Raw genomic sequence first — 22,628 nt, forward strand, 5'->3', positions numbered from 1 at the left:
TTCTATTGTTGATTTAATATGCTATAAACTTAACTGACACACGATATCCGGTGACGCGGCGTCAAACCATCTCGAACAGCGCGAGGACGTCCTGCATGTCGACGCCACCGTCGCCGTCGAAGTCGTAGAATTCGGCGTTGTCTTGCACGCGGTTCGAGTCGGTGTTCTGGAACAGCCGATTCACGTCGGGGAAGTTCAGCGTTCCGTCGCCCGAGAGGTCCTCGAAGAGAGCGTCGCCGTCGGGGTCGGTCGCGCCCTCGGGCCAGTCGGGCCGGGTCGACTCGACGAGATACTCCTGCCACCAGACGCCAGGGGTCTTCGAACGGGGGCGCAGCTCCCAGTCCCCGTCGTCGATCTCCATGTCGTCGAAAAATCGAGGGTTCCAGGTGTGATCGAAATACGCGGCGATCGGGTGAACGGGATGCTCCTGGAAAAACGCCCTGAATCCGACGTACTCGCTGGGTGCGGGATAGTGATCGGCCTCGGTCTGGTGGTCGTCGATCGGGCACTCACTGCGGTCCTCGGGACACATGCCGAAGTGGTTCAGGCGGTCTTTTTCGTCGGCGTCCAGCGTCCGCGGATCGGGGACGCCCTCTGGACGCCCCCACTGCTCGATGGCGTCGCTGTCGCCGTCACCGAACACCGCGGTCGTCCCGCCGATATAGGAAAGCCAGCGAGACCCACCGCCAGCATCCCAGCCGAACTCGGTGATGACGACGGGGACGTGCTCGGCGGGCGTGCCGACGGACGTCGAGAGCGGGCGGAGGTACTCCTGCGTGTGAATCTGGGCGGTGTAGGCAACGTTGGTCATACCGGCGTTCACGCCGGAGAGTGATTCCGTCCCGTTCGTACCGGTGACGGTCTTCTCGCTGGCCCAGTAGGTGTACTGTGACCACCGCGGACTCCCAAGCGTCACCAGCCGTCCGGGCGCGTGCTCACCGATCGTGTCGAGCCAGGGCTTCACACGGTCTAAAAAGAGGTCCCAGTACGGGCGACTTCGATCGGGGTCGGTCACGTCAGGCGTCTCGTACGGCCACGGGTTCCCGCCGTATTCGGGCGCGTACCAGTCGCCGCCGTGGGGCCCCGACGAGGCTCTGTCCGGGGTGCCCCAACTGCCGGCGTAGGGGCCCGTCGGCGCGTTGAACAGATCGAAGACGACGTGCCGGTCGGCATCGCCGCCGTACCGGTCGGCCACGGTTTTCCAGAACAATCGAACTTCGTCACCGAGCAGGTCCTCGCCGTCACCCGCCCCACACCACGGGTCGAACCACGGATCGAGCATGTCGGAGTCGTTCAGCCGCTTTTGATTGTGTGGGAGTGATTTGATCTCGGTGATCTGGTCGGGCCCGTGCCAGAGGACGCCCCGATGCCCACACATCCCGTAATCCCAGTCCCAGTCGTACTCGTCACTCTCCAGACAAAACCTCTCCCAGCTATCGTTCCAAAACTCGGTACCGCGGTGTTCCTTTTCTTCGTACAGTCGCTGGAAGAAGACGGGATACTCGCGGTGGTAGTCGAGCATGAGGGTGACGCCACGCTCCCGAGCGGCGTCGACCAGCGGGTCGATGTACCGGTCGAGATACTCTTCCAGATGGTCGGCAGTGAACGTTCCCGGCTTGATCGGGCCCCAGACGTCCTCGTGGGGAATGAACGATGAGGTGCCCGTGGAGTCACCGCGGGCGAGTGTCGCCGCGATGTCCTGAGGCTGACAGGGGACGCGGACGAGGTTGTGCGGCCAGTCCCGACTCGTCGCGAGTTCGAACATCTCCGAAGCGGTCTTGCCCCGCCACTGGCGCTGGGCGCGCAGCGGGTCGATCAGCGTCGCCCCGTGCAATTGTACCGGCGATCCAGACGCGTCGACGATCTGATTACCGTCGGTCGCGAGGTGATCGGGCGTCGGGTCGCCAGCGCTGGCCGACCCGAGGAGACTCGTCCCGAGGACGCCAGCGGCCGTCCCGCCGGTCGCCCGGAGGATCGATCGGCGCGATGCCGGCCGGCCGGCGATCGGTGTCGATGCGTCGACTGTGTCGCTGTCCTCGTGGTGGGGTGTCATGGATCGTGGCCTGGTCCAGCAGCGTCAACACAAAAATTTATATTCAATATGTATAAAATTACAGGGTAACTCTCGGCCGTTCGTCAGTCACGCACCATTCACCGATCGAATTACAGCGGTCGCACGGCGAACGCCCACGGCTGTAGCCGGAAGAGAACGTCGACGGTGTGATGCAGGTGGAAACGTGCCGGTCGACAGCCGATCAGACCGTCTCGAACAGCGTGAGGACGTCCTGCAGGTCGACGCGACCGTCGCCCGAGAAATCGAAGTAATCCGCCTGTGACTGGACGGCCTCGGTGTCGGTCCGCTGGAACAGGTCGTTCACGTCGACGAAGGTCACGCGCCCGTCGCCGTCGAGATCTTCGTATCGGCCGTCGCCGTCCGGATCGGTCGGCCCCGGATCGGTCGGCCAATGGGGCGGGTTCGGGTCGGCGTGGTCAGCGAGATACTCCTGCCACCAGACACCAGGCGTGTCCTCGCGCGGGTTCAACTCCCAGTCGCCCTCGGTGACGTGCTCGTCGGCAAAGAAGCGTGGGTCCCAGGTGTGATCGAAAAACCCGGCGATCGGGTGGACGGGGTGGTTCTCGAAGAACGGCCCGAACCCGACGTAGTCCTCTTTCGGGGGGTAATGGTCGCCACCCATCCCGAAGTAGTTCATCTCCCGCTTTTCGCTCTCGGAGAGCTCGTTGGGATCGGGCTTGCCTTCGGGGCGGCCCCATTCTTCGAGAGCGGCCGGGTCGCCGTCGCCCCAGACCGCCGTCGTGCCCGCAAGGTGGGTCTCCCAGTCCGGGCCGCCGCCGGACTCCCAGCCGAACTCGGTGAACACGACCGGAACGAGTTCGGCGGGCTGTCCGAAGTACTTCGAGAGCGGGCGGAGCCCCTCCTGGACGTGAGCGTGGGCGGCGTACGCGACGTTGGTCGCGCCTGAATCGACGCCTGTGACCGAGTCCGTCCCGTTGACGCCGTTGAAGGATGTCTCCTGGGCCCAGTAGGTGAACTGCGACCAGCGTGGGCTGCCGACGGTCACCAGGCGCTCGGGGGCGTGCTCGGCAACCGTGTTGAGCCAGGGTGTCGCGCGTTCGAGGAACAGGTCCCAGTATGGACGACCGTTCTCGGGGTCGGTGAGATCGTACGTGATCTCATACCCGCCGGTGTTGGAGGGCATTCGGCCTGGCCCCGCCCAGTCGTTGACGTAGGGCCCCGTCGGTGCGTTGAACAGATCGAAGACGACGTGCCGATCCGAATCGCCGCCGTACCGATCGGCGACCGTCGACCAGAACAGGTCGAGTTCCTGACCGAGCAGGTCGTCGCCGCCATCGGCCCCACACCACGGATCGAACCACGGATCGGCCCTGCTGGGGTCGTTCAGCTTGTTCTGGTTGTGCGGAATGTTCTTGACGTCCTCGATCTGGTCGGGGCCGTGCCAGAGGACGCCCCGGTGGCCACACATGCCTACGTCCCAGTCCCAGTCGTACTCGGTGCTCGGGCCACACCACTCCTCGCCGTAGTCGTTGTCGCCGTTCCAGTAGTCGACGCCACGGTGTCGCTTCTCGTCGTACAGTTGCTGGTGGAAGACGGGCGCCTCCCGATGGTAGTCGAGCATGAGGTAGACCCCGCGCTCGCGGGCGGCGTCGACCAGCGGGTCGATGTACCGGTCGAGATAGGCGTCGAGGTCGTCGCTGTCGAACGTGCCCGGCTTGATCGGCCCCCAGTTGTCGCCGTGGGGAATGAACGATCCGGTGGCCGTGGAGTCACCGCGTTCGAGGGTGGCCGCGATGTCCTGGGGCTGACAGGGGATCCGCACGAGCGAGTGCGGCCAGTCCGGGCCCGTTGCCAGCGCGAACATCTCCTCGGCGGTCTTCCCGCGCCACTCTCGTTGCGCACGGAGCGGATCGATCAGCGTCGCGCCGTGTAACTGGACTGCTTCCCCGGACTCGTCGACGATCTGATTGCCCTCGGTCGCGAGGTGATCGAGCGCGGGAGCGGCCCCACGGGCCGACCCGAGCAGACTCGCGCCGAGGACGCCGGCGGCCGTCCCGCCGGTCGCCCGCATGATCGATCGTCTGCTCGTGGTCACGCGCTCGTCGCCGGTGGTGGGTGAGGGTCTCGACATCAGTCTGGGGCACTCCTCTCAAAATTCGCGCTAAAGTATCATAAAAATAACGGTGAATTACTCCGATATCCTCGATCGGGCCGAGCGGGCTGGACGGTCACCCGAGGCCTTCGCGCCGAGAGTGCGCCCAGACCGCGAGCGCGACGGCGACCAGCAGGCCCTGAAGCACGAACAGCGGGGTCAACTCCATCGCGAGGAGGTGGGCCAGAAACGACTGGTCGACCGTGTACGTCGGCGGGTCGAGCAGGGGCCACCCCAGATAGCTCAACTCACCGAATTCGCCCGCGAGAATCCCTCCAAGCCCGTCCGCCCCGAGATGCGACCCGATTCCGAGCGTGCCGGCGACGACCACGCGTCGGTGGCGACGCCCGGCGAGTATCGCGACGACGGCGATCAGCGGCGCGAGCACGACCACCGAGTGCGCGAGCGATCGCCCGACGGGGAGGACGTCCAGTGTCCACGCGAGCGGCTTGTCGATCAGGTCCGGCAGTTGGCTGCCCACGAGTGCGACTGCCGTCACTCCGATCGTCGGCTCACGATCGCGATGCCACTCGAATCCCGCGAGCGCGAGGTACGCGACGGCGAGATGTCCCCATGGCCACATACCGCTGTTCGGTGAGTGAATCGGGAAAAGCTGTCGACGGCAGAAAAGACGAACGACGACTCGACTGTGCTGGTCGTGCGCGTCAGACCATCTCGAACAGCGCGAGGACGTCCTGCATGTCGACGTCACCGTCGCCGTCGAAGTCGAACTTCGCGTCGCTCGTTTCGCTGGTGTTCTGGAACAGCGAGTTCACGTCGGGGAAGTCGATCTTCCCGTTGCCGTTGACGTCCTCGTAGAGGCCGTCACCGTCGGGGTCGGTCGCGTCGGCACCGAATCCGCCGGTGCTACCGTCGTCGCCCGTTGGCCACTGCGCACCCGAGATGTCCTCCCAGGTGTTGTCGCCACCCGGCGGTGCGTCCTCGCCGTGGTCGTTGACGTACTCCTGCCACCAGACACCGGGCGTGTCCGCGCGGTCGTTGAGCTCCCAGTTGCCGTTGCTGACCTGCTCGTCGCTGAAGAAGCGCGGCGCCCACGTGTGGTCGAAACACCACGCGAACGGGTGGACGGGGTGGTTCTCGAAGAACTCACGGTAGCCGACGTAGTCCTCTTTCGGGGGGTAGTCCTCGCCACCCATCCCGAAGTGGTTCATCATCTCTTTCTCGTTCTCTCCGAGTTCCTTGGGGTCGGGCTTGCCTTCGGGTCGGCCCCACTCATCGATGGCGCTCTCGTCGCCGTCGCCCCAGACGGCAGTCGTGCCGCCGAGGTGGGTGAACCAGTCGGGACCGCCGCCGGCTTCCCACCCGAACTCGCTGTACATGACCGGGACCTTCCACGAGGGCGTCCCGAAGTACTTCGAGAGCGGACGGAGTCCTTCCTGGACGTAGGAGTGGGCGGTGTAGCCGATGTTGTTGGCGCCGCTGTCCATGCCGCTCATGGAGTCGGTGCCGTTGACACCGTTGTAGGTCAGCTCCGAGGCCCAGTAGGTCCACTGCGACCAGCGCGGGTTGCCGATCGTCATGAACCGTTCGGGGGCGTTCTCTGCGACCGTGTTGATCCACGGCTTCGACCGCTCCATGAACAGTTCCCAGTAGGGCTTGCCGTTCTCTTCGTCGGTGACGTCGGCGGTCCCCGAGTCGTACCCGTCGTCGCCGGAGGGCGTCCGGCCGGGTTCGCCCCAGTCACCGAAGTACGGCCCCGTCGGCTCGTTGAAGATGTCGAAGACGACGTGGTCGTCGGAGTCGCCACCGTAGTGGTCAGCGACGGTCTCCCAGAACATGCTGATCTCGTTTCCGACGAGGTCCTCGCCGCCGTCGGCCCCGGCCCACGGATCGAACCACGGATCCTCGGTGTCGGGGTCGTTCATTTTGTTCTGGTTGTGCGGAATCGACTTGATGTCCTCGATCTGGTCCGGGCCGTTCCAGAGGTAGCCACGGTGGCCACACATGCCCTCGTCCCAGTCCCAGTTGTACTCGCTGCTCGGGCCACACCACTCGTCACCGTACTCGTTGTCGCCCTGCCAGTAGTCGACACCACGGTGGACCTTCTCCGCGAACTGCTTCTGGTGGAACACCGGGATGTGGGTGTGCATGTCGATCAGGACATACGCGTTGGCCTCCCTGGCGGCGTTGACGAGCGGGTCGACGAAGTCGGTCAGATAGTCCTGCAGCGTGCTCTGCGAGAACGTGCCCGGCTTGATCGGACCCCAGTTGTCCCCGTGGGGGATCATCGATTCCGTCTGGGTTTCGTTGGGGCCGCGGTTGATCCGCGCGGCGATGTCCTGCGGCTGCGTCGGCAGGCGCACCATGTTGTGCTTCCAGTCCGCGTTGGTGGCCAGCGAGAACATCTCCTCGATGTTCTTGCCACGCCACTGCCGGTTGGCGCGCAGCGGGTCGATCAGGTTGACCCCGTTGAGCTGGACCGGGTTGCCGGACTCGTCGACGATCTTGTTGCCTTTCGTCGAGAGGTGGTCGAGCGAGTCGACCGGTGCCCCCGATGCCGTGCCCAGCAGCGACGAGCCCACGACGCCGGTGGCTGCCGCCGCACCAGCGCCTTTGAGCACGTTCCGCCGCGAGGCTGTCATGTCCGCACTACGCTTCGAGTCGTCGGTCGGTGTGTTTGATTTACTCATGCTAAAGTCCACAGGCTGGATGGCACTCCACTGGATCGATCCAGGCCCCGGGTGTCGAGACCGAACGGGCCGCCGGCCCGGCGTCCGCCCGGCCGAGCGCGCGTCGACACTCCCCGGTGATCGCGTGGCATCGACTTCTCGGGTCCGAAACACTGTGTTCGTCCCCCCGTGTGCTGACACCCGCGTGGGACCGACCGGGGTCCCTGCCCCCCAGGGCCGTGATCGATCGTACCATGTCTTGCCGTGGTGGCCTCTCCCAGCCGTAGTATAATTTCTTCCCGATCCTTATTTAGATTTTCGGTGGCGGACCACGTGGAACGAACGCACGATCTGATCGCTATCGTCGGGGTAGAGGGCCTTAGACACCTTCTAACGGCCGATGACGCCGATAGGACGCCCTCGCGCGGGTCGAAACATCAACGTACGGAACGGACTCCGACTGGTGACCGAGGCGCCGATCGAGCGGTGACAATGCGGGACGATATATAAATGTCGGTCACTCGGTGCTGTGAGCCCCGAACGGACCGGATACGGGCGGGAGAGCGATCCTGGTTCGATCGAGTGAGCAACCTTTAAGACACTCAGGTCGGTAGATCCGAGTAACATGGCGACAGAAACCATTCTCGGCATCGACCTCGGGACGACGAACAGCGCCGTCGCGATCATGGAGGGTGGCGACCCGGAGATCATCGTCAACGGCGAGGGCGACCGGACGACACCGTCGGTCGTCGCGTTCGACGACGGCGAACAGCTGGTCGGCAAGCCCGCGAAAAATCAGGCGATCAAGAACCCCGAGGAGACCGTCGGTTCGATCAAACGCCACATGGGCGAGGACGACTACACCGTCGACCTCGACGGAGAGGAGTACACGCCCGAGCAGGTCTCCGCGATGATCCTCCAGAAGATCAAACGCGACGCCGAGGAGTACCTCGGAGAGGACGTCGAGAAGGCGGTCATCACCGTCCCGGCGTACTTCAACGACCGTCAGCGCCAGGCCACGAAAGACGCCGGCGAGATCGCTGGCTTCGAAGTCGAGCGCATCGTCAACGAGCCGACGGCCGCGAGCATGGCGTACGGCCTCGACGACGACTCCGATCAGACCGTGCTCGTCTACGACCTCGGTGGCGGCACGTTCGACGTCTCGATTCTCGATCTCGGCGGTGGGGTCTACGAGGTCGTCGCGACCAACGGCGACAACGACCTGGGTGGCGACGACTGGGACGAGGCGATCATCGACTGGCTCCTCGAACGCGCACGCGAGGAACACGGGATCGACCTCTCGGACGACCGCGAGGCGATGCAGCGACTGACCGAGGCCGCCGAAGAGGCCAAGATCGAACTCTCCAGTCGCAAGGAGACCACGATCAACCTGCCCTACATCACCGCGACCGACGACGGTCCGGTCCACCTCGAAGAAGATCTCACGCGCGCGACCTTCGAGGGCATGACCGAAGACCTCATCGAGCGGACGGTCGGCCCGACCGAGCAGGCCCTCGACGACGCGGGCTACTCCGACAGCGACATCGACGAGGTCATCCTCGTCGGCGGATCGACCCGGATGCCCCAGGTCCAGCAGAAAGTCGAGGAGCTCGTCGGCCAGGACCCCCAGAAGAACGTCAACCCCGACGAGGCCGTCGCGCTCGGCGCGGCGATCCAGGCGGGCGTGCTCGCGGGCGACGTCGAGGACATCGTCCTCCTGGACGTCACGCCGCTCAGCCTCGGCGTCGAGGTCAAAGGCGGCCTGTTCGAGCGCCTGATCGACAAGAACACCACGATCCCGACCGAGGAGTCGAAGGTCTTCACGACCGCCGCCGCCAATCAGACGTCGGTGCAGATCCGTGTCTTCCAGGGAGAGCGTGAGATCGCCGAGGAGAACGAACTGCTGGGTGCGTTCATGCTCCAGGGCATCCCGCCCGCGCCCGCCGGGACCCCCCAGATCGAGGTCACCTTCTCGATCGACGAGGACGGCATCGTCAACGTCAGCGCCAAAGATCAGGGCTCGGGCACCTCCGAAGAGATCACCATCGAGGGCGGCGTCGGCCTCTCGGACGACGAGATCGAACAGATGCAAGAAGAGGCCGAGGAACACGCCGAAGAGGACCAGAAACGCCGCGAGCGCATCGAGGCGCGCAACGAGGCCGAGGCCTCGATCCGTCGCGCCGAAACGCTGCTCGAAGAGAACGAAGACGCCATCGACGAGGCCCTCGAAAGCGACATCGAGGCCGAGATCGAGGCCGTCGAGGCCGTCCTCGACGACGAGGACGCCACCACGGCCGACTACGAGGAGGCGACCGAAGACCTGACCGAGGCACTCCAGGAGATCGGCAAGCAGATCCACCAGCAGGCCGCCGACGCGGGCGGGGCTGGCGCCGGAGCGGGTCCGGGCGGCGCGGCGGGTCCTGGCGGCATGGGCGGCGCTGGCCCCGGCGCGACCGCCGGTCCGGGCGGTGCGGGCCCCGGTGGGGCGAGCGAGGCCGCCGAGCAGGGCGAGGAGTACGTTGAGGCCGACTTCGAGGACGTCGACGTCGAGGGCGACGACGACGGCGAGACCGAAGCCGACGGGGAATAGGGCCGACCCGTTGCGCGGCGATCGCTGACGACAGGCCCTTTTCGCTCGCCGTCGAACGCGGTGCATGGAGCTACCGCCGATTGGACTCGGGACCTGGGAGAACGAGGACCCCGAACAGTGTGCCGAGAGCGTCCGCATGGCTCTCGACGCGGGCTATCGCCACGTCGACACCGCCGAAATCTACGGCAACGAGGAATGGGTGGGCGAGGGCATCGCTCGCGCCGATCTCGACCGCGAGGAGATCTTTCTTGCCTCGAAAGTCCACGCCGCCTCGACCAGTCTCTCCTACGACGGCGTGATCGACACCGTCGAGGGCTCACTCGACCGACTCGGCGTCGAATCGCTCGATCTGTGTTACGTCCACTGGCCGACCGGCGATTACGAGCCAGAGGAGACGCTCGCCGCGTACGACGAGCTCCGCGATCGAGGCCTGATCGATCGCGTCGGCGTCTCGAATTTCGAGCCGTTCAACGTCGATCGCGCGCTCGACGAACTCGACGCGCCACTGTTCGCCAACCAGGTCGAGTTACACCCCTGGCTCACCCAGGACGCCGTCCGCGAGCACGCCCGCGCGCACGACTACCACGTCGTCGCCTACTCGCCGCTCGCCCGCGGTGACGTCCTCGACGATCCGACGATCCACGAGATTGCCGAGGAGTACGGTGTCTCACCGGCACAGGTCACGCTGGCGTGGCATCTGAGCCTGGAGAACGTCACCCCGATCCCGAAAGCGACCTCTCGTGAGCACATCGAGGACAACCTCGCGAGTCTCGATCTCGATCTGGACAGCGATGCCCTCGAACGAATCGATGGGATCGATCGCGAGGAACGCAAACTCGATTTCGACGTCGCGCCCTGGAATCAGTAGCGCGGGTCTCTGTCTCGCGGGCGTCAGTCCTCGCCCGGCGGGAACGCCCCAGACTGGACAGCCTCGACGTAGCCGTCGAGGGCATCTTCGAACTCGGCGCGCAGGTCACCGAACGCCTCCGCGAACGGTGGCTGCTCGTCGCTCAATCCGACGGCGTCGTCGACGACCAGCACCTGGCCCGTGGTGTGCGGTCCGGCACCGATCCCGATCGTCGGCACGTCGATGCGCTCGGTGACCTCACGGGCGAGATCACTCGGCACGTGTTCGAGGACGACCGCGAACGCACCCGCGTCGGCGTGCGCGACCGCGAGGTCCCGGATTTCGGCCGCGTCTTCGTCGCTCTGGCCTTGCTGGCGGTACCCGCCGAGTTCCTTGACGCGCTGGGGGGTCAACCCGAGGTGGGCCATCACGGGGATGCCGAGTTGGACGAGTCGCTCGGTGAGATCGACGGTGTGTGGCCCGGATTCGATCTTCACGGCGTCGGCGCCCGCCTCCTTGAGCATCCGCCCGCAGTGTTCGACGCTGTCACCCCGGTCGGCCCCGATCGAGAGGAAGGGCATGTCCGCGATCACGGGGACCGATTCGACGCCGCGAGCGACCGCCGCGACGTGGTGTTCCATCGCCGCTTGATCGACAGGCAGCGTCGAGTCGTGGCCGAGACGGACGTTCGCGACGCTGTCGCCCACCAGGATGAGGTCGACGCCCGCGCGCTCGACGAGCGCGGCGGTCGTGGCGTCGTAGGCCGTCAGCATGGCGATCGGGCGATCGGCGTCCCAGGTGCGGATCTCCCGGACGGTCGTCATAGTCGGTCTGGCAGGCCGACGGGCAAAGCCGTTGTGGAGCGACAGGGTCAGGTGCCCCGCCTGCGATCGATCGCCATGGCTTCGGGTCCCGACTACGCCTGGATCCTCCAGACGACGTTCGTCCTCTCGATTCTCCTCGGTGCGCCGCTGATCGCGATCGCGAGCCTCGCGAGTGAGTTGCCCACGTGGGAAGCACGCTCGACGTTCGCGATTCAGGCCGGGGCGATGGTCTGGGTCGCGATTTCGATCGGGACGCTCGCGTACGACTGGTGGGCACGTCGATCCGGCGGCGCGTGAGCAGACCCTCTCAATTCATCACGGAGGACCCGAGACTGGGGCACTCACACCAGAACGCACAACTGGCTGTCCAGCGCAGACGACAGTATGGCCGATTCAGGTTCGATCGTGGCGTTACGGCGGACGCCGTTCGTCATCGGGACGGTCGTGATCGGACTGGCAATCGGGTTGGTTTTCGTGCCATTCGCCACTGCATTGATCGATTCGCCGGGCAACTCCCTCCCGCTGGCTCAGCTACTGGCGTTTCCCATCGCTGTTGCAGGCACTTACATCGGGAAACGACTGATATCACGATCCCTTTCGTGGCCAGATCCCGAGGTCGGGGCTCTCGTCGCGACTCTCCTCTCCGGGTGGGTCGTGGTCTGGGTCGCGGTGTCGATCCCCGTTCGAGGCTTCGATTCCCTTACTGTCGTCTTTCTTAGCCTCGGGCTTGGCGTACTGGCGATCCTTGGCGCCACGCTGGTGGCGATGCGACGGGACCCACTCGCTGCCTGAGGTCAGTCAAGCCCGTCGAACTCACTCGCCCACGCGAACGCGACGCCCGCGCGATGGGCCGTCTGCTCGTCGCTCGCGGAGTCACCGACGAAAATAGCGTCCTCGGGGTCGACCCCCAACCGATCGATCGCGAGGAGGAGCGGTTCGGGGTGGGGTTTCTGGCTGTCGAGCGTATCGCGACCGACGACGGCGTCGACCCGATCGCTCAACTCGTGTTCGTCGAGGGCAATCTGTGCAGCGCGCTCGCCGTTGAGCGAGCAGACACCGACCGGTCGATCACGTGGGACGCCATCGGCCAGCGGGAGACGTTCCGAATTGCGAGCGCCGGGCTCTTCGTGCCTGGCGAGCGCCCGCTCGACGGGCTCCGTGAGGCCTTCCGATCGGGCGCGGTCCACCATCGTCCAGAGGTCGCCGTCGGTCGCGACACCCTCGTCGTCGAGCGCCGTGGCGACCGCGCGGCCGGCCGCCGCCCAGTCGACCGCGAGGCGGACGAGTGTCCCGTCGAGATCGTAGACGACGGCTGTCCGATTGGTCATACCTGCACTGAGACCGCCACTCGAAAAGTCGTTCGGGCGGCTACTCGGCGTCGGGCAGGACGGCCGAACTCGACAGTGCTTCGTCGATGTCGGCGTCGGCCATCTTGTCGATCAACGCCGAGAGCACGGCCTCGCGACGCCCCTCGACGAACCGGATCGAACCGACGACGAGGTGCCCGCCACCGCTGACGCCGCCGTCGGTCTCTGCCTGGAGTGCGGTCACCATCTCGGGGATGTCGAGGCGGACGCCGTCACTCCGGAGGACGGCGAAATCGGGGCCGTAGCCGATCGTGATGACCGGGCCCTCGGCGTCGGCGACCTCGCGGTCGTGGATCGCGCCGGTGGTCTTGCCCGGTGCGGGGTAGGTAAACCGGTGGGCGAACTCGTCGAGGTCCAACTGGACACACCGCGCGCCGTTCGCGAGGTCCTCCCGGTCGAGGTGGGGCTCGGCCGCGTCGACCTGGCGCTGGACGTCGCGCCGCGCGCGATCGGAGAGAAAGCGCACGAGGTCGGCGTGTCGCTCGTCGTCGGGACAGTCGACGTCGAGGGCGTCCCGGACGATCTGGCCGCCGTCGTCGTATCTGAGCCAGTGGGTGGCGTAATCGAGCGCCTCACCGATGCGCTGGAGGTCTTCGACCGCGTAGCCGCCGTCTTCGGCCAGTGCGAGGTAGTCGTCCATCGCGTCGGCCTCCGAGCGATCGGCCAGGCCGGCGACCGCGGGGACGTGTTCGAACGCGCCCGTCAGGGCGGGCGCGATCGAGCGCGCGAGTTCGACCGCGAGCATGCCCGTCGTGATGCGGTAGTCCTCGTCGTGAAGATAGGGGTTGACGTGGGCGTCGAGCAGGTCCGCGACGGCGTCGGGATCGGGATGGTGGTGATCGATGACGACGATCGGGATGTCGTAGTGTGCGAGATTGCGGTATGCGGGGACGTCCTCGGCGGTCGATCCGTTGTCGAGCATCACGAGCAGGGGCAACTGCTGGCCGTGGCGCTCGCTTGCGCCCAGCGCGTAGTTCAGATCGCGCGTGACGTCTTCGAGTTCGTAATAGGGCGCTTTCGCGGGCAGGCGCTGGAGGCGATGCCGGGCGGGGTCGCCGCCGAGATGCACCGCGTCGAGGTACTGCTCCAGGGCGTGTTCGAGCGGGACCGCCGCACAGATACCGTCGCCGTCGGCGTGATGACGGATCCGGATCGGCCGACCCTCCAGTGCCGCTCGGCGGAGGCGTCGCGCGACGCCGTCGAGATCCTCCAGCAGCGGCTCCATCGCCGGCCAGTCGATCAGCGGGTCGACCGACTCGGGGGCAGACCGCTCTTCGATCGCACTCGCGACCCGGTCGTGACAGTCCTCGGCCTCGCTGCCCGAAAGCGCTTCGAGGTCGTCGACCTCGATCTGGAGGCCTCCGTCGCGGGCTTCGAGTTGGCCGGTGATCCGCACGGGGTCCTCGATCGACACGTCGGGATAGGCGCGGACGCCCGCCGCCTCGAAGGCCGCACACGGGATCAGGCCCGTCCCGTCGCGCAGCGTGAAGATCGTCGGCCCGCCGGTCTGGTTGATCTGAGCGAGTTCGCCCGAGAGAGTGACGGTCTCGCCGACCGCGTCGGGCAGGGCCTCGATGGCCGGGCCGTCCGACCGGTCGACCGCCTCGGTGGTGTACTCGCCGGGCCGGCGTTCGACGAAGCTCAGATCGCCGTCCGCTTTGATCTCGTCGAGGGCGACGATGACCTTGTCACCGACGCCGTACTCACCGAGCAGGTTCGACTCGTGGACGAGTCCGGAGACGTGTTCGGAGACGTCGACGAAGACGCCGTAGGGCACGACACCGTTGACGGTCGCGTGATAGAGCGCACCCTCTTCGAGGGCCTCCTCTCGGCAGCGTGGATCGAGGTCGTAGACGACCTCGCGATTTCCGGGAGTCATGTCCGAACTCTCGGTGGTCTCGGTGTTTCAAGCTTTGGAAGCGGCGGCGCGGGCCCAGGGTAGACGCCGAGTCGGCCGACAGAAGTGCCCCCTCGCGCCCGCAGTGCGGGTCGCTTTTCCGGATCCGTGCCGTCCGAGCGACCATGTGCGATCACGAGGCGTTCCTCGCGGGCGATTGTCCGGCCCACGTCGGGATCTATCTGGCCGACGAGACGTTCACCGATCAGGGGTCGATCGACTCGTTTGGCGAGCGCGTCGACGATGGCGTGATGCTCGTCGTCGAGGGCGATCGCGGACGGGCGGCCTTCGAGAAGGCGATCGGTGAGGATCCGATGAGTTTCGCCCGCTCGGCAGGCGATCGAGACGGCCAGGTGGATCCCGATCTGACCGGGGGGTCGTGTCCCGAGGGCGAGGAGGATGACGATGAGGGCCACGACGCACACGTCGTCTTCGCGTTCGTCCAGGAACAACTCGACGACGCGGAGGGCATCTACACCGAGGGTGACGTGATGCACGCCTACGTCCAGTGTGCGTGTGGCGTCGAGTACAGTGAGAAGTGGCTGATCGAGTGAGGGGTGCCCTCTCGGTGTCGGTTCTCGATCGAACGCTGTCAGCATTCATGAACCGTCTCGCGGTTCAGAACACACCACGGTCAGGTGTCGTCGGCTCGCTCGGTTTCCTGGCGGGCGTGCCGGGCGGACTGTAATTGCGCGTCGACGAGCGTGTTGACTTGCCGCCCCCACTCCTCGTCGGGGTGGCTCCGAACGTATTCGGCCCAGCGTTCGATCTGTTCGATCCGCTGGGTCTGGTTGCGCCCGATCTTCTCGTCGAGATCAGTGGAGTCGGTCATAGGCGTCAGTCACGTCGAGGTCTTCGGGATACGATTCGAGTCGGCGCGAAAGTCACCGGATAGTCGGGAATCGGCTGGATGAAATAAGTCAGTTCTTCCCCGGTGGTTGACTGCGAGCCTACTCGATCATCGCGATGAAGTCCCGGTAGTACTCGTCGTCGGCAGCGGTGAGGAACTTGCCGACGACGTCCACCTCGTCGTACGGTTCGGGCGGCCGTTCACCGACGTGGCGATAGACGTCACGGATCTTCGCTGCGAAGTGCTCTATGAGGAAGATCTGGAATCCCTCGGGGAACTCGTACGCCCCGTCGTCGAATTCGAGTGGTGGCAGCGTCGCGGTGAATTTGGTGTACTGTGGTTCGTCGACCAGTGCTTCGAATCGCGACTCGCGATGGGTCATCGTCGTCTCGCCGGACGAATCTTGGTACTGGACGACGGGCGTGGGCACGTAGTCGATCTCGTTGTCGTCGGTCACGAGGAACGGCTGGTAGACACCCTCGACGCGATCGATCGGGACGTCCGCCGCAGACTCGGTGTCGGTGACGTAGCGGTAGTACGTTTCGAACTCCTCGGTGAAGGCGTCGATATCCATCGTTCGGAGGGCCTCGATCGCCCGCGCGAGTTGGTCGGGGTTCCACTCCGGATCGAGGATGTCCTCGTCGGGGAACTCGCGCTGGGCGGCGAGTTTTGCGCGATGGGCGACCTGTGTTATTATTTTTTGTTCTTCCAAAGTCCGATCATTCGTATTGTTTGGATAATCTTCTGTTGCATGTTGTACTATTGACCCACCCCAATCTACAGAAATGACGTGCCTATGTCCGCTTTGGTCGTATACTTCAATACCACAATCTTCCTCGTCGTGTCCCAAAATTCCGGTTTCCATAGTTAATCGTATTTGTCATGGCTGTCGGTGGTGTTACCCATCCCGACGTAGTCACCGACCTTCCCGGTGAGGCCCTCGCTCATTTCGAAGTCGGTCCAGCCGTCACGCACCTCGGAGCCGAGGTTTTTGATCGAGCCGGCGACCGACCGGGGAAGGCTTTTCGCCCGGCTCATCCGGCTGGTCGTGTCTTCCGCTCCTTTGCCAGCGAGGCCCTGGAACCCGCCTTTCCCGGCCCCGATGACGGCACCGGCAGTGACCATCGCCATCGTGCCGGTCTTTCCGACAGGGTGCTTGCCCGCTTCTTTGTATCCGCTGATCCCGCCGCTGATCGCGCCTTTGACCGCATCGTTCGATATCGCCTCCAGGTATTCGTTGCCCGTTTCGTGGCTGCCGAACTGCTGGCTGACGAACCGGCCGCGCTCTTCGGAATTCATGCGGTCCCAGGCGTCTGTGAACTCCTCTTCGTCCATCGCATCGGGATCGAGAGATTCGGCGTACGGGCCGGTGTAGACGCCATCGTAGTCGGGTTCGGCGTCACTACCGCGAACGGCTTCGTGGTCCGCTGCAGGTTCGAGGTCCTCACCGTCGTCTGTTACCGTGGTCCCGTCCTCACTCGCGAGACGGTCGATCTTCGCTTCCAGCGCGGCAACGGGCTGTTCGAGGTTCGCCGCCAGAACGAGACTGGTATCGACCACTGGCTGCCGGGACGAATCGGTTCGTGTCCCCTGGCAGTCACTGGGCCGGTCCATCAGTTCACCCACCTCGCGGGATCGAGGAATGCGTACCGATCGGCGCCCGAGTGCGTTCAGGGCGAATGCTGGTCGTAGTACTCGGGATCGTCGGCCGTCAGACCGTGGCCCATGACGTCGATCTCGTCGTACCCCTCCGGTACTCGCTCACCGATGTGGCGGAAGACATCCCGAACCTTCGCTGCCAGATGCTCGATGACGAACACCTGGAACCCGTCGGGGAACTCGTAGGCACCGTTTTTGAATTCGAGTGGCGGGAGAACGACCGCGAATTTCGTCAGGTCAGGATCCTGTCGGCGCTCCCGGAACGACGGGTCGTGGGCCGTCATCTCTCCGGTGTCGCTGCCCGGCGGGTAATACTGAATCACCGGGGTCGGAACGTCGACGACCGTATTCGACCGATCGATCAGAAACGGCTGGAAGATCATCTCCGCCTCGTCGGCGCTCACACCCTCCACACTCGCCGGATCCGTGACGTACCGATAACAGTCCTCGAACGCGTCGGCGAAGTCGTCAACCTGCATCGTTCTGATCGCGTCGATCGCGCGTTCGAGTTCCTCGGGAATCCACGGTGGATCGAGGATGTCCGCATCGGGGAACTCGCGCTGGGCGGCCAGACGGGCCCGTTCCTCGACCTGGGTCATCAGCTTCTGTTCTTCGTAGGTGCGGTCTGAAGGACTGTTAGGATATTCCTCTACAGCATGCTGATTTATACTACCATCCCAATATACTGATATAACGTGCCTTTTTCCATTCTCATCAAATACTTCAATGCCGCAATCCTCGTCATCGTGTCCAAGTATGTTTGCTTTCATGATTAATCGTATTTATCGTGGGTATTGACCGATTCGCTGGACTCTCTCGTCACGGAACCAGGCGTGAGGTGGTCCCGAAGCGAATAATCGAACGTAACCTGTTTCGCTTCACCGAGAATGTCACCACTGACATCCTCGATGGACTGCGTGAAGGTTTCACCGCTGCGTTGTTTCCGGACGACATCCGCCATGCCTTTGCCCGCTACTCCTTTCATCCCCCCGGCGAACGCGCCCATGACCGCGCCCGGGATCGCACCGACTCCACCGAGCATCACACCTCCTGCAGCACCAGTTATCGCGCCTTTCGCGGCGTCGTTGGCGAACGCTTCGAGATACCTATTCCCGGTCCCTCCGAGTTGATCTCGGACGAACTTCGCCTGCTCGTCCTCGTCCAGACTCGTGTAGGCGTCCACGAACTCGTCTTCGTCCATCGCGTCGGGATCGAGGTCCGCTGCGGTCAGCCCGTCGTCTGACGGATCGTCCGATGACTGCTCGGTATCGGGCGAATCTGGCGTGGCCGTCTGGACTGGCGTCTCGTCCTCGCCGGCGAGCGAGTCGATCTTCGCTTCCAGCGCGGTGATGCGCTGTTCGAGGTCGCGTGTCGAGGGCGCGTCGTCGCCAGCGCCAGTCTCACCGTCGTCAGGTGGCGGACTCCCTGGGCTCCCACCAGTGCTGGCACGCTCGTCGGTGCTGTCGCCAGTCTGGGTCGCCTCAGTCCCTGCGGCGACGGCCGCGTCGTCGACCGTACCGGTCGAGTCGGCTCCAGTCTGGCCGTCGTCGGGCGCGTCGGCCTCGCTCGTCGAACTCGTCCGACTGGAACGCTCGTCGGTCGCGTCGGCAGTTCGGGTCGCCCCGGTCCCCGCGGGCACGGCTACGTCACCGGCCGAGTCGCTCCCAGACTGACCGTCGTCGAGAACGGTGTCAGTAGTGTACTCTTTCCCCTGATCGGCGGCGGGGAGCGCAGGGACATCCTGGGGCGCGTCGGTCATGGAGTTGTCGTGACCGCGATTGTTCGAGGACCCGCCGTCGCTGAAGCCCTGTGGGAGCACGCCCCCGATGCCGACGCGATTGGCGACGGAGCCGACGCCGCTGCCGACCGAGCCCTTGAGCGCGCCGACGCCTTTGCGTCCGGCGGCGCCGACGACTCTGGTGCCGGCCCCGATGGTCTTGGAGGCGATGCCGGAGGCGGCCGTGGAGGCAGCGCCGAGCCCAGCCATGGTGAGGGTGCCGCCCAGGAGCATGATGTCGATGCCGGCGCTGACGTCACTCGGAGTCACCGAAAGCTGTCTCAGAGCAGTCGCTCCTCGGAGGGGAGCTACAGTCCCCGACGACTGGCCCGTAAGGACCACGAACGACTCTCTTGTTGTGATAGTCAAGAATCTATCTGAACCCAGGACGAACGGTGACGATGCTGTATTTCCGTCTCTTGGATCGTCAACAGCCGGTAGATCGCATTCGATGATCCTCTCTCTGGGAGAAACCGCGACGACCTAGGGTCTCACCGATGGCTCTCGATCCACCGGCACCACTCGTCGAACTTGGTGGCCCCACATTGGTCGGCGATGGAGTGCAAGGTGTCCGTGTGGACACGGTCTTTCGTGGGGATCGTCACGTTTCTGACTGTCCCGCCGTCGGTGACGTATCGCATCTGGACGTGACTGCCGGTCCGGGTGACGAACTGGTAGTCGTGCTTGCGAAGCACCTTCATGCTGTCTCGCCCGGAGAAGTCGGTGGTCGGCATTGCAGGTTACGCCAAGAAGTCGGGCAAGTCGTCGGTCGGTTCGACGCTGTCGGGGTCGATACCGATCTCCTCCATGAACGCCGCTTCGTCTTCGATCGGGTCGCCGATCTCTCCGCGATGGAGCGCCACCGCTTCGTCGAGCATCGCCAGCGCCTCCTGTCTGGATTCGCCCTGGCTGGCGACGCCAGTGGCCACGTCCTTCGCGACCCACCCGTCGTCCGCTTCGATCAGGCGGATCTCCTGGTGATCTGGCTCGTCGCCCGAACGCGCGGAACTGGCCACGATACCCGAACGTGCCGGGTGCGAGCGAATATGGGTTCGGGGGCCGTGATGCGGTCGGAATACTCGGCTTCAAACGGGACTGTGTTCTCGCCACGAACGAGTATCGAGCGCGCTAAAGGCACGGTAGTGGTCGGAAACGAGTGGGCTATTGACGATCGCTCGGTTCCTCGAACGACACCTGCTCGGATACTCACGCGTCCGGTGTGTGAGGGCGGGTGTCGATGCCATCACCGTGATAGGAGAACTTGCCGAAACCACTCACTTTGTACTCGTCTGGTGGTTCCATCCCCATGTTGTAGTGGACGTCACGAATCTGAGCGTGGAGGTGTTCGACGATCAACCGGTGGAACTGTGCATCGAAATCGTAATTGGGATCGAACTCCATCTTGGGATGGTTCAGATCGATCGCGTGTGACCAGTCGTCGGGAGCGTCACCGACCGAACGGAAGGTACCGTCTTCGAGGTCGTAGTTGATCATGGTGTCGTAGACCTCGTCGATCCGGTTGTCCTCGGTGATGGTGAACGACTTGTAGATGCGGAGAGTGGCTTCGTCGATGTCGGCGGGGTCGTCCGGGACGAACTCCTCGGGTCGCTGGAGCGCCTCGTAGTAGTCCCGGAAGTTCGTGCGGAACTCACCGAGCGTGTAGTTCACGAGGGCTTCGACGCCACGTTCGAGGTGGTCGGGATCCCAGAGGGGGTCGAGGATGTCTTCGTCGGGGAACTCCCGCTGAGCGACGTATTTCGCCCGGGCCTCGACCTGGCCCATGATCGCCTGTTCCTCCTGGGTTCGGTCGGCTGGGTCGTGGGGGTAGTCGTCGGTTTCGTGGCCTCGAATAGACCCATCCCACATAACAGCTAACCAATGGTAGTTGTCTCGTTCATCAGTTACTTCGACACCAATCCCTTGATCTGGATCGTTACCGGTTATATTAACGTTCATTTATTTGGATTGATTTCGTCAGAGTTGTCTAACTCTCCAACACCATCCGCCCCACCCGGGCCACCCGAAATGGCCGTCCGAAGCTCTCGGCCCTTCTTGCGGACGGATCCACTGAGATCGCTCAGCCGACGATTGGCCGCCGTGGCGGTCGTGCCTTTGAGCATCTTCGCGCCGACGTATCCACCGAGGGCGAGACCTGTCGTCGCGATCTCGCCGCCGGGGACGCTCTGCATGGTGTTGATGGCCGTATGGGCGATATCGGGGGCGTGGGCCATGGCGATGGTCCCGGCGGTCATCAGTCCCTCTTTGGACGTCACTGCATCGATCGTGTCGTCTTTCAGGTCGCCGAGAACGTCCGCCCCAGCGTCTTTGAGGTCCGCACCGATCTTTTTCGACACGTCTTCGGCCGCGTCGCCCGCCGTCGCACTTCCCGCTCCGGCAACGTACTCGTCGGCGACGTGGTCTTCGTCGAGTTTGTCAGAGAGTTGCTTCTGGAAGGCCATATCTCGACGTTTTGCCTGGGTCGCGGCCTCGCGGTCGCCGCCCGTCGCACTCATGTAGAACGCGTCAGACCGCACGAGATCGTCGTCACCGAGACCCTCGTCGTCGACTTCCAGCGGCTCGTGGTCGGCGTCATCGTCTGCCTGGGTGTCGCCGTCGTCGGGCGGCGCGGTCGCCGCGTCGCCGGTCTCGACCGCGTCGGACTCGCCGTCCGCGGGTACGTCAGTGTCCTCACTCGCGAGCCGGTCGATCTTCTGCTCTAACTGCGCGATACGCTGTTCGAGGTCGCGCGTCGAAGGCCCGTCGTCGCTCGTGCCCTCACTCGCGCCAGTCTCGCCGTCGTCAGGTGGCGAACTCTCTGAGCTCCCACTCGTGCTGGCACGCTCGTCGGTGCTGTCGCCAGTCTGGGTCGCCTCAGTCCCAGCGACGACGGCCGCGTCGTCGGCCGTGCCAGTCGAGTCGGCCGTTCCGGTCGAGTCGATCTGGCTAGTCTGTCCGTCGTCGGGAACGTCGGCGTACTCCTGGCCGGCGGTGTCGCCAGCGGCGGCAACCGGCTCTGGTGCGTCTGCGATGGAGTCGTCCATGCCGGTGTTGCTGGAAAACGACTGGCTGCCGTCGTCGTCGCTCGCGAGAAAGCCCCCGGCCACGCCACCCATGAGCGCGCTATCGGAGCCACCGAGCCGATTCGTCGCCTTCGAGCCGAGGCTCCTCCCACCGCGAGCGCCCTTCTTGGCCAGCCCGGCGGCCATGTTGGTGGCCGGTCGACTCGACGGCTGAGCGAGCACGAGACCGCCGACGGCGACGCTCACGCTTCAAGCGAGTCGTCCCGCGACAAAAATCCCTCTGAAGACAGGGACCGATCGAGACGACTGACTCGCCCTACTTCGGCCCGATGAGGTCGCCGTTCTCGTCGGTGACACCCCGCCACTCGGCGTGGGTGCGATCGCCGTTGATCGAGAACTTGCCAAAGCCTTCGATCTGGTACTCCTCGGGTGGCTGCTCGCCCATGTGGAGATAGAGATCGCGAACCTGTGCCATGAGGTTGGCGACGACGATCTCGTGGAACTCGGCCTCGAAGTCGAAGTCGTCGGCGAAGTCCATCATGGGCATGCCCGCAGTGATGGCATACTCGTAATCGGTGGGTTCGGGCCCGACCTCGATGGAATCGCCGTCGTCGGTCGCGGCGACGAGTGCGACATCGAGGACGTCCTCGATGCGATTGTCTGGCGTGATGGTGAACGACTTGTGGATCTCCCACGTGCGATCGTCGACTCGACTCGCGTCGGAGACGAACTCGGCGGGCGATTCGAGCGCCTCGTAGAAGTCCCGGAAGGTGCGGTGGAACTCACCGATGGGGTAGTTCGAGATGGCTTCGACGCCCCGCATGAGGTGGTCGATGTCCCACATCGGGTGGAGGATGTCGGCATCGGGGAACTCCCGCTGGGCGGCGTACTTCGCACGGGCCTCGACCTGGGCCATGATGCGCTGCTCGTCGTTGGTTCGGTCGGTGGGATTTACTGGGTAGTCGTCTACATAATGTTCT

At 64.6% G+C, this 22,628-nt stretch carries 22 protein-coding genes; 5 read left to right on the plus strand and 17 right to left on the minus strand.

What is annotated here, in order from left to right:
• Positions 1-61 precede the first annotated feature (61 nt).
• From HARCEL1_RS02750 to HARCEL1_RS02765, 4 genes are all read right to left on the minus strand, one after another.
• The gene (locus HARCEL1_RS02750) at positions 62-2,053 is read right to left on the minus strand and encodes a cellulase family glycosylhydrolase (protein ID WP_108381076.1); all 1,992 of its coding nucleotides are present in this window, start codon (positions 2,051-2,053) and stop codon (positions 62-64) included.
• A 202-nt stretch (positions 2,054-2,255) separates the two neighbouring features.
• Positions 2,256-4,166: an EF-hand domain-containing protein gene (locus tag HARCEL1_RS02755; protein WP_108381077.1), complete on the minus strand. Its 1,911-nt coding sequence runs from the start codon at positions 4,164-4,166 to the stop codon at positions 2,256-2,258.
• Between the two features lie 97 nt (positions 4,167-4,263).
• Positions 4,264-4,770, minus strand: a complete 507-nt coding sequence (locus HARCEL1_RS02760) for a metal-dependent hydrolase (protein WP_108381078.1) — start codon at positions 4,768-4,770, stop codon at positions 4,264-4,266.
• Positions 4,771-4,852: 82 nt separating this feature from the next.
• Positions 4,853-6,838 carry a cellulase family glycosylhydrolase gene (locus tag HARCEL1_RS02765; RefSeq protein ID WP_108381079.1) on the minus strand — a complete coding sequence of 662 codons (1,986 nt, stop codon included), beginning with the start codon at positions 6,836-6,838 and terminating at the stop codon, positions 4,853-4,855.
• A gap of 604 nt (positions 6,839-7,442) precedes the next feature.
• Between HARCEL1_RS02765 and dnaK the strand changes: the two genes are divergently transcribed.
• Together dnaK and HARCEL1_RS02775 are read left to right on the plus strand one after the other, a co-directional pair.
• Positions 7,443-9,407 carry a molecular chaperone DnaK gene (gene dnaK, locus HARCEL1_RS02770; RefSeq protein ID WP_108381080.1) on the plus strand — a complete coding sequence of 655 codons (1,965 nt, stop codon included), beginning with the start codon at positions 7,443-7,445 and terminating at the stop codon, positions 9,405-9,407.
• Positions 9,408-9,471: 64 nt separating this feature from the next.
• Positions 9,472-10,275: an aldo/keto reductase gene (locus HARCEL1_RS02775; RefSeq protein ID WP_108381081.1), complete on the plus strand. Its 804-nt coding sequence runs from the start codon at positions 9,472-9,474 to the stop codon at positions 10,273-10,275.
• A gap of 23 nt (positions 10,276-10,298) precedes the next feature.
• On the opposite strand, the gene panB is transcribed toward HARCEL1_RS02775, so the two are convergent.
• A complete protein-coding gene (gene panB, locus HARCEL1_RS02780) occupies positions 10,299-11,078 on the minus strand; it encodes a 3-methyl-2-oxobutanoate hydroxymethyltransferase (RefSeq protein WP_108381082.1) in 780 nt (259 codons plus the stop codon).
• A 75-nt stretch (positions 11,079-11,153) separates the two neighbouring features.
• Between panB and HARCEL1_RS02785 the strand changes: the two genes are divergently transcribed.
• Together HARCEL1_RS02785 and HARCEL1_RS02790 are read left to right on the plus strand one after the other, a co-directional pair.
• Complete coding sequence (locus HARCEL1_RS02785; RefSeq protein WP_108381083.1) at positions 11,154-11,375, plus strand: DUF5822 domain-containing protein; 222 nt, start codon at positions 11,154-11,156, stop codon at positions 11,373-11,375.
• 87 nt (positions 11,376-11,462) lie between these two features.
• The gene (locus tag HARCEL1_RS02790; RefSeq protein ID WP_108381084.1) at positions 11,463-11,870 is read left to right on the plus strand and encodes a hypothetical protein; all 408 of its coding nucleotides are present in this window, start codon (positions 11,463-11,465) and stop codon (positions 11,868-11,870) included.
• 2 nt (positions 11,871-11,872) lie between these two features.
• Here the strand turns inward: HARCEL1_RS02790 and HARCEL1_RS02795 are convergent, their stop codons facing one another.
• Positions 11,873-12,406, minus strand: a complete 534-nt coding sequence (locus tag HARCEL1_RS02795) for an HAD family hydrolase (RefSeq protein ID WP_108381085.1) — start codon at positions 12,404-12,406, stop codon at positions 11,873-11,875.
• Positions 12,407-12,446: 40 nt separating this feature from the next.
• Entirely contained in the window at positions 12,447-14,324 is a 1,878-nt protein-coding gene (locus tag HARCEL1_RS02800; protein ID WP_108381086.1) for a DHH family phosphoesterase, read from the minus strand.
• 143 nt (positions 14,325-14,467) lie between these two features.
• Between HARCEL1_RS02800 and HARCEL1_RS02805 the strand changes: the two genes are divergently transcribed.
• The gene (locus tag HARCEL1_RS02805) at positions 14,468-14,896 is read left to right on the plus strand and encodes a DUF5807 family protein (RefSeq protein WP_108381087.1); all 429 of its coding nucleotides are present in this window, start codon (positions 14,468-14,470) and stop codon (positions 14,894-14,896) included.
• 80 nt (positions 14,897-14,976) lie between these two features.
• Here the strand turns inward: HARCEL1_RS02805 and HARCEL1_RS02810 are convergent, their stop codons facing one another.
• The 10 genes from HARCEL1_RS02810 to HARCEL1_RS02855 form a co-directional block, all read right to left on the minus strand.
• Positions 14,977-15,174 (minus strand): hypothetical protein, encoded by a 198-nt coding sequence (locus HARCEL1_RS02810; RefSeq protein WP_108381088.1) that lies wholly within the window; start codon positions 15,172-15,174, stop codon positions 14,977-14,979.
• Between the two features lie 118 nt (positions 15,175-15,292).
• Complete coding sequence (locus HARCEL1_RS02815) at positions 15,293-15,904, minus strand: hypothetical protein (protein ID WP_108381089.1); 612 nt, start codon at positions 15,902-15,904, stop codon at positions 15,293-15,295.
• A gap of 155 nt (positions 15,905-16,059) precedes the next feature.
• Positions 16,060-16,806: a hypothetical protein gene (locus HARCEL1_RS02820; RefSeq protein WP_159076992.1), complete on the minus strand. Its 747-nt coding sequence runs from the start codon at positions 16,804-16,806 to the stop codon at positions 16,060-16,062.
• A 56-nt stretch (positions 16,807-16,862) separates the two neighbouring features.
• Entirely contained in the window at positions 16,863-17,450 is a 588-nt protein-coding gene (locus tag HARCEL1_RS02825; protein ID WP_108381091.1) for a hypothetical protein, read from the minus strand.
• A gap of 173 nt (positions 17,451-17,623) precedes the next feature.
• Complete coding sequence (locus HARCEL1_RS02830; RefSeq protein ID WP_108381092.1) at positions 17,624-18,898, minus strand: hypothetical protein; 1,275 nt, start codon at positions 18,896-18,898, stop codon at positions 17,624-17,626.
• Between the two features lie 221 nt (positions 18,899-19,119).
• Positions 19,120-19,362 carry a type II toxin-antitoxin system HicA family toxin gene (locus HARCEL1_RS02835; RefSeq protein WP_108381093.1) on the minus strand — a complete coding sequence of 81 codons (243 nt, stop codon included), beginning with the start codon at positions 19,360-19,362 and terminating at the stop codon, positions 19,120-19,122.
• A gap of 6 nt (positions 19,363-19,368) precedes the next feature.
• A complete protein-coding gene (locus tag HARCEL1_RS02840) occupies positions 19,369-19,644 on the minus strand; it encodes a type II toxin-antitoxin system HicB family antitoxin (protein WP_108381094.1) in 276 nt (91 codons plus the stop codon).
• 190 nt (positions 19,645-19,834) lie between these two features.
• Positions 19,835-20,494 carry a hypothetical protein gene (locus HARCEL1_RS02845; protein ID WP_233357386.1) on the minus strand — a complete coding sequence of 220 codons (660 nt, stop codon included), beginning with the start codon at positions 20,492-20,494 and terminating at the stop codon, positions 19,835-19,837.
• A gap of 86 nt (positions 20,495-20,580) precedes the next feature.
• Entirely contained in the window at positions 20,581-21,894 is a 1,314-nt protein-coding gene (locus HARCEL1_RS02850) for a hypothetical protein (protein WP_108381096.1), read from the minus strand.
• A gap of 70 nt (positions 21,895-21,964) precedes the next feature.
• Complete coding sequence (locus HARCEL1_RS02855) at positions 21,965-22,564, minus strand: hypothetical protein (protein ID WP_233357387.1); 600 nt, start codon at positions 22,562-22,564, stop codon at positions 21,965-21,967.
• Positions 22,565-22,628: the final 64 nt, after the last annotated feature.

This window comes from Halococcoides cellulosivorans, from assembly GCF_003058365.1.
Classification (GTDB): domain Archaea; phylum Halobacteriota; class Halobacteria; order Halobacteriales; family Haloarculaceae; genus Halococcoides; species Halococcoides cellulosivorans.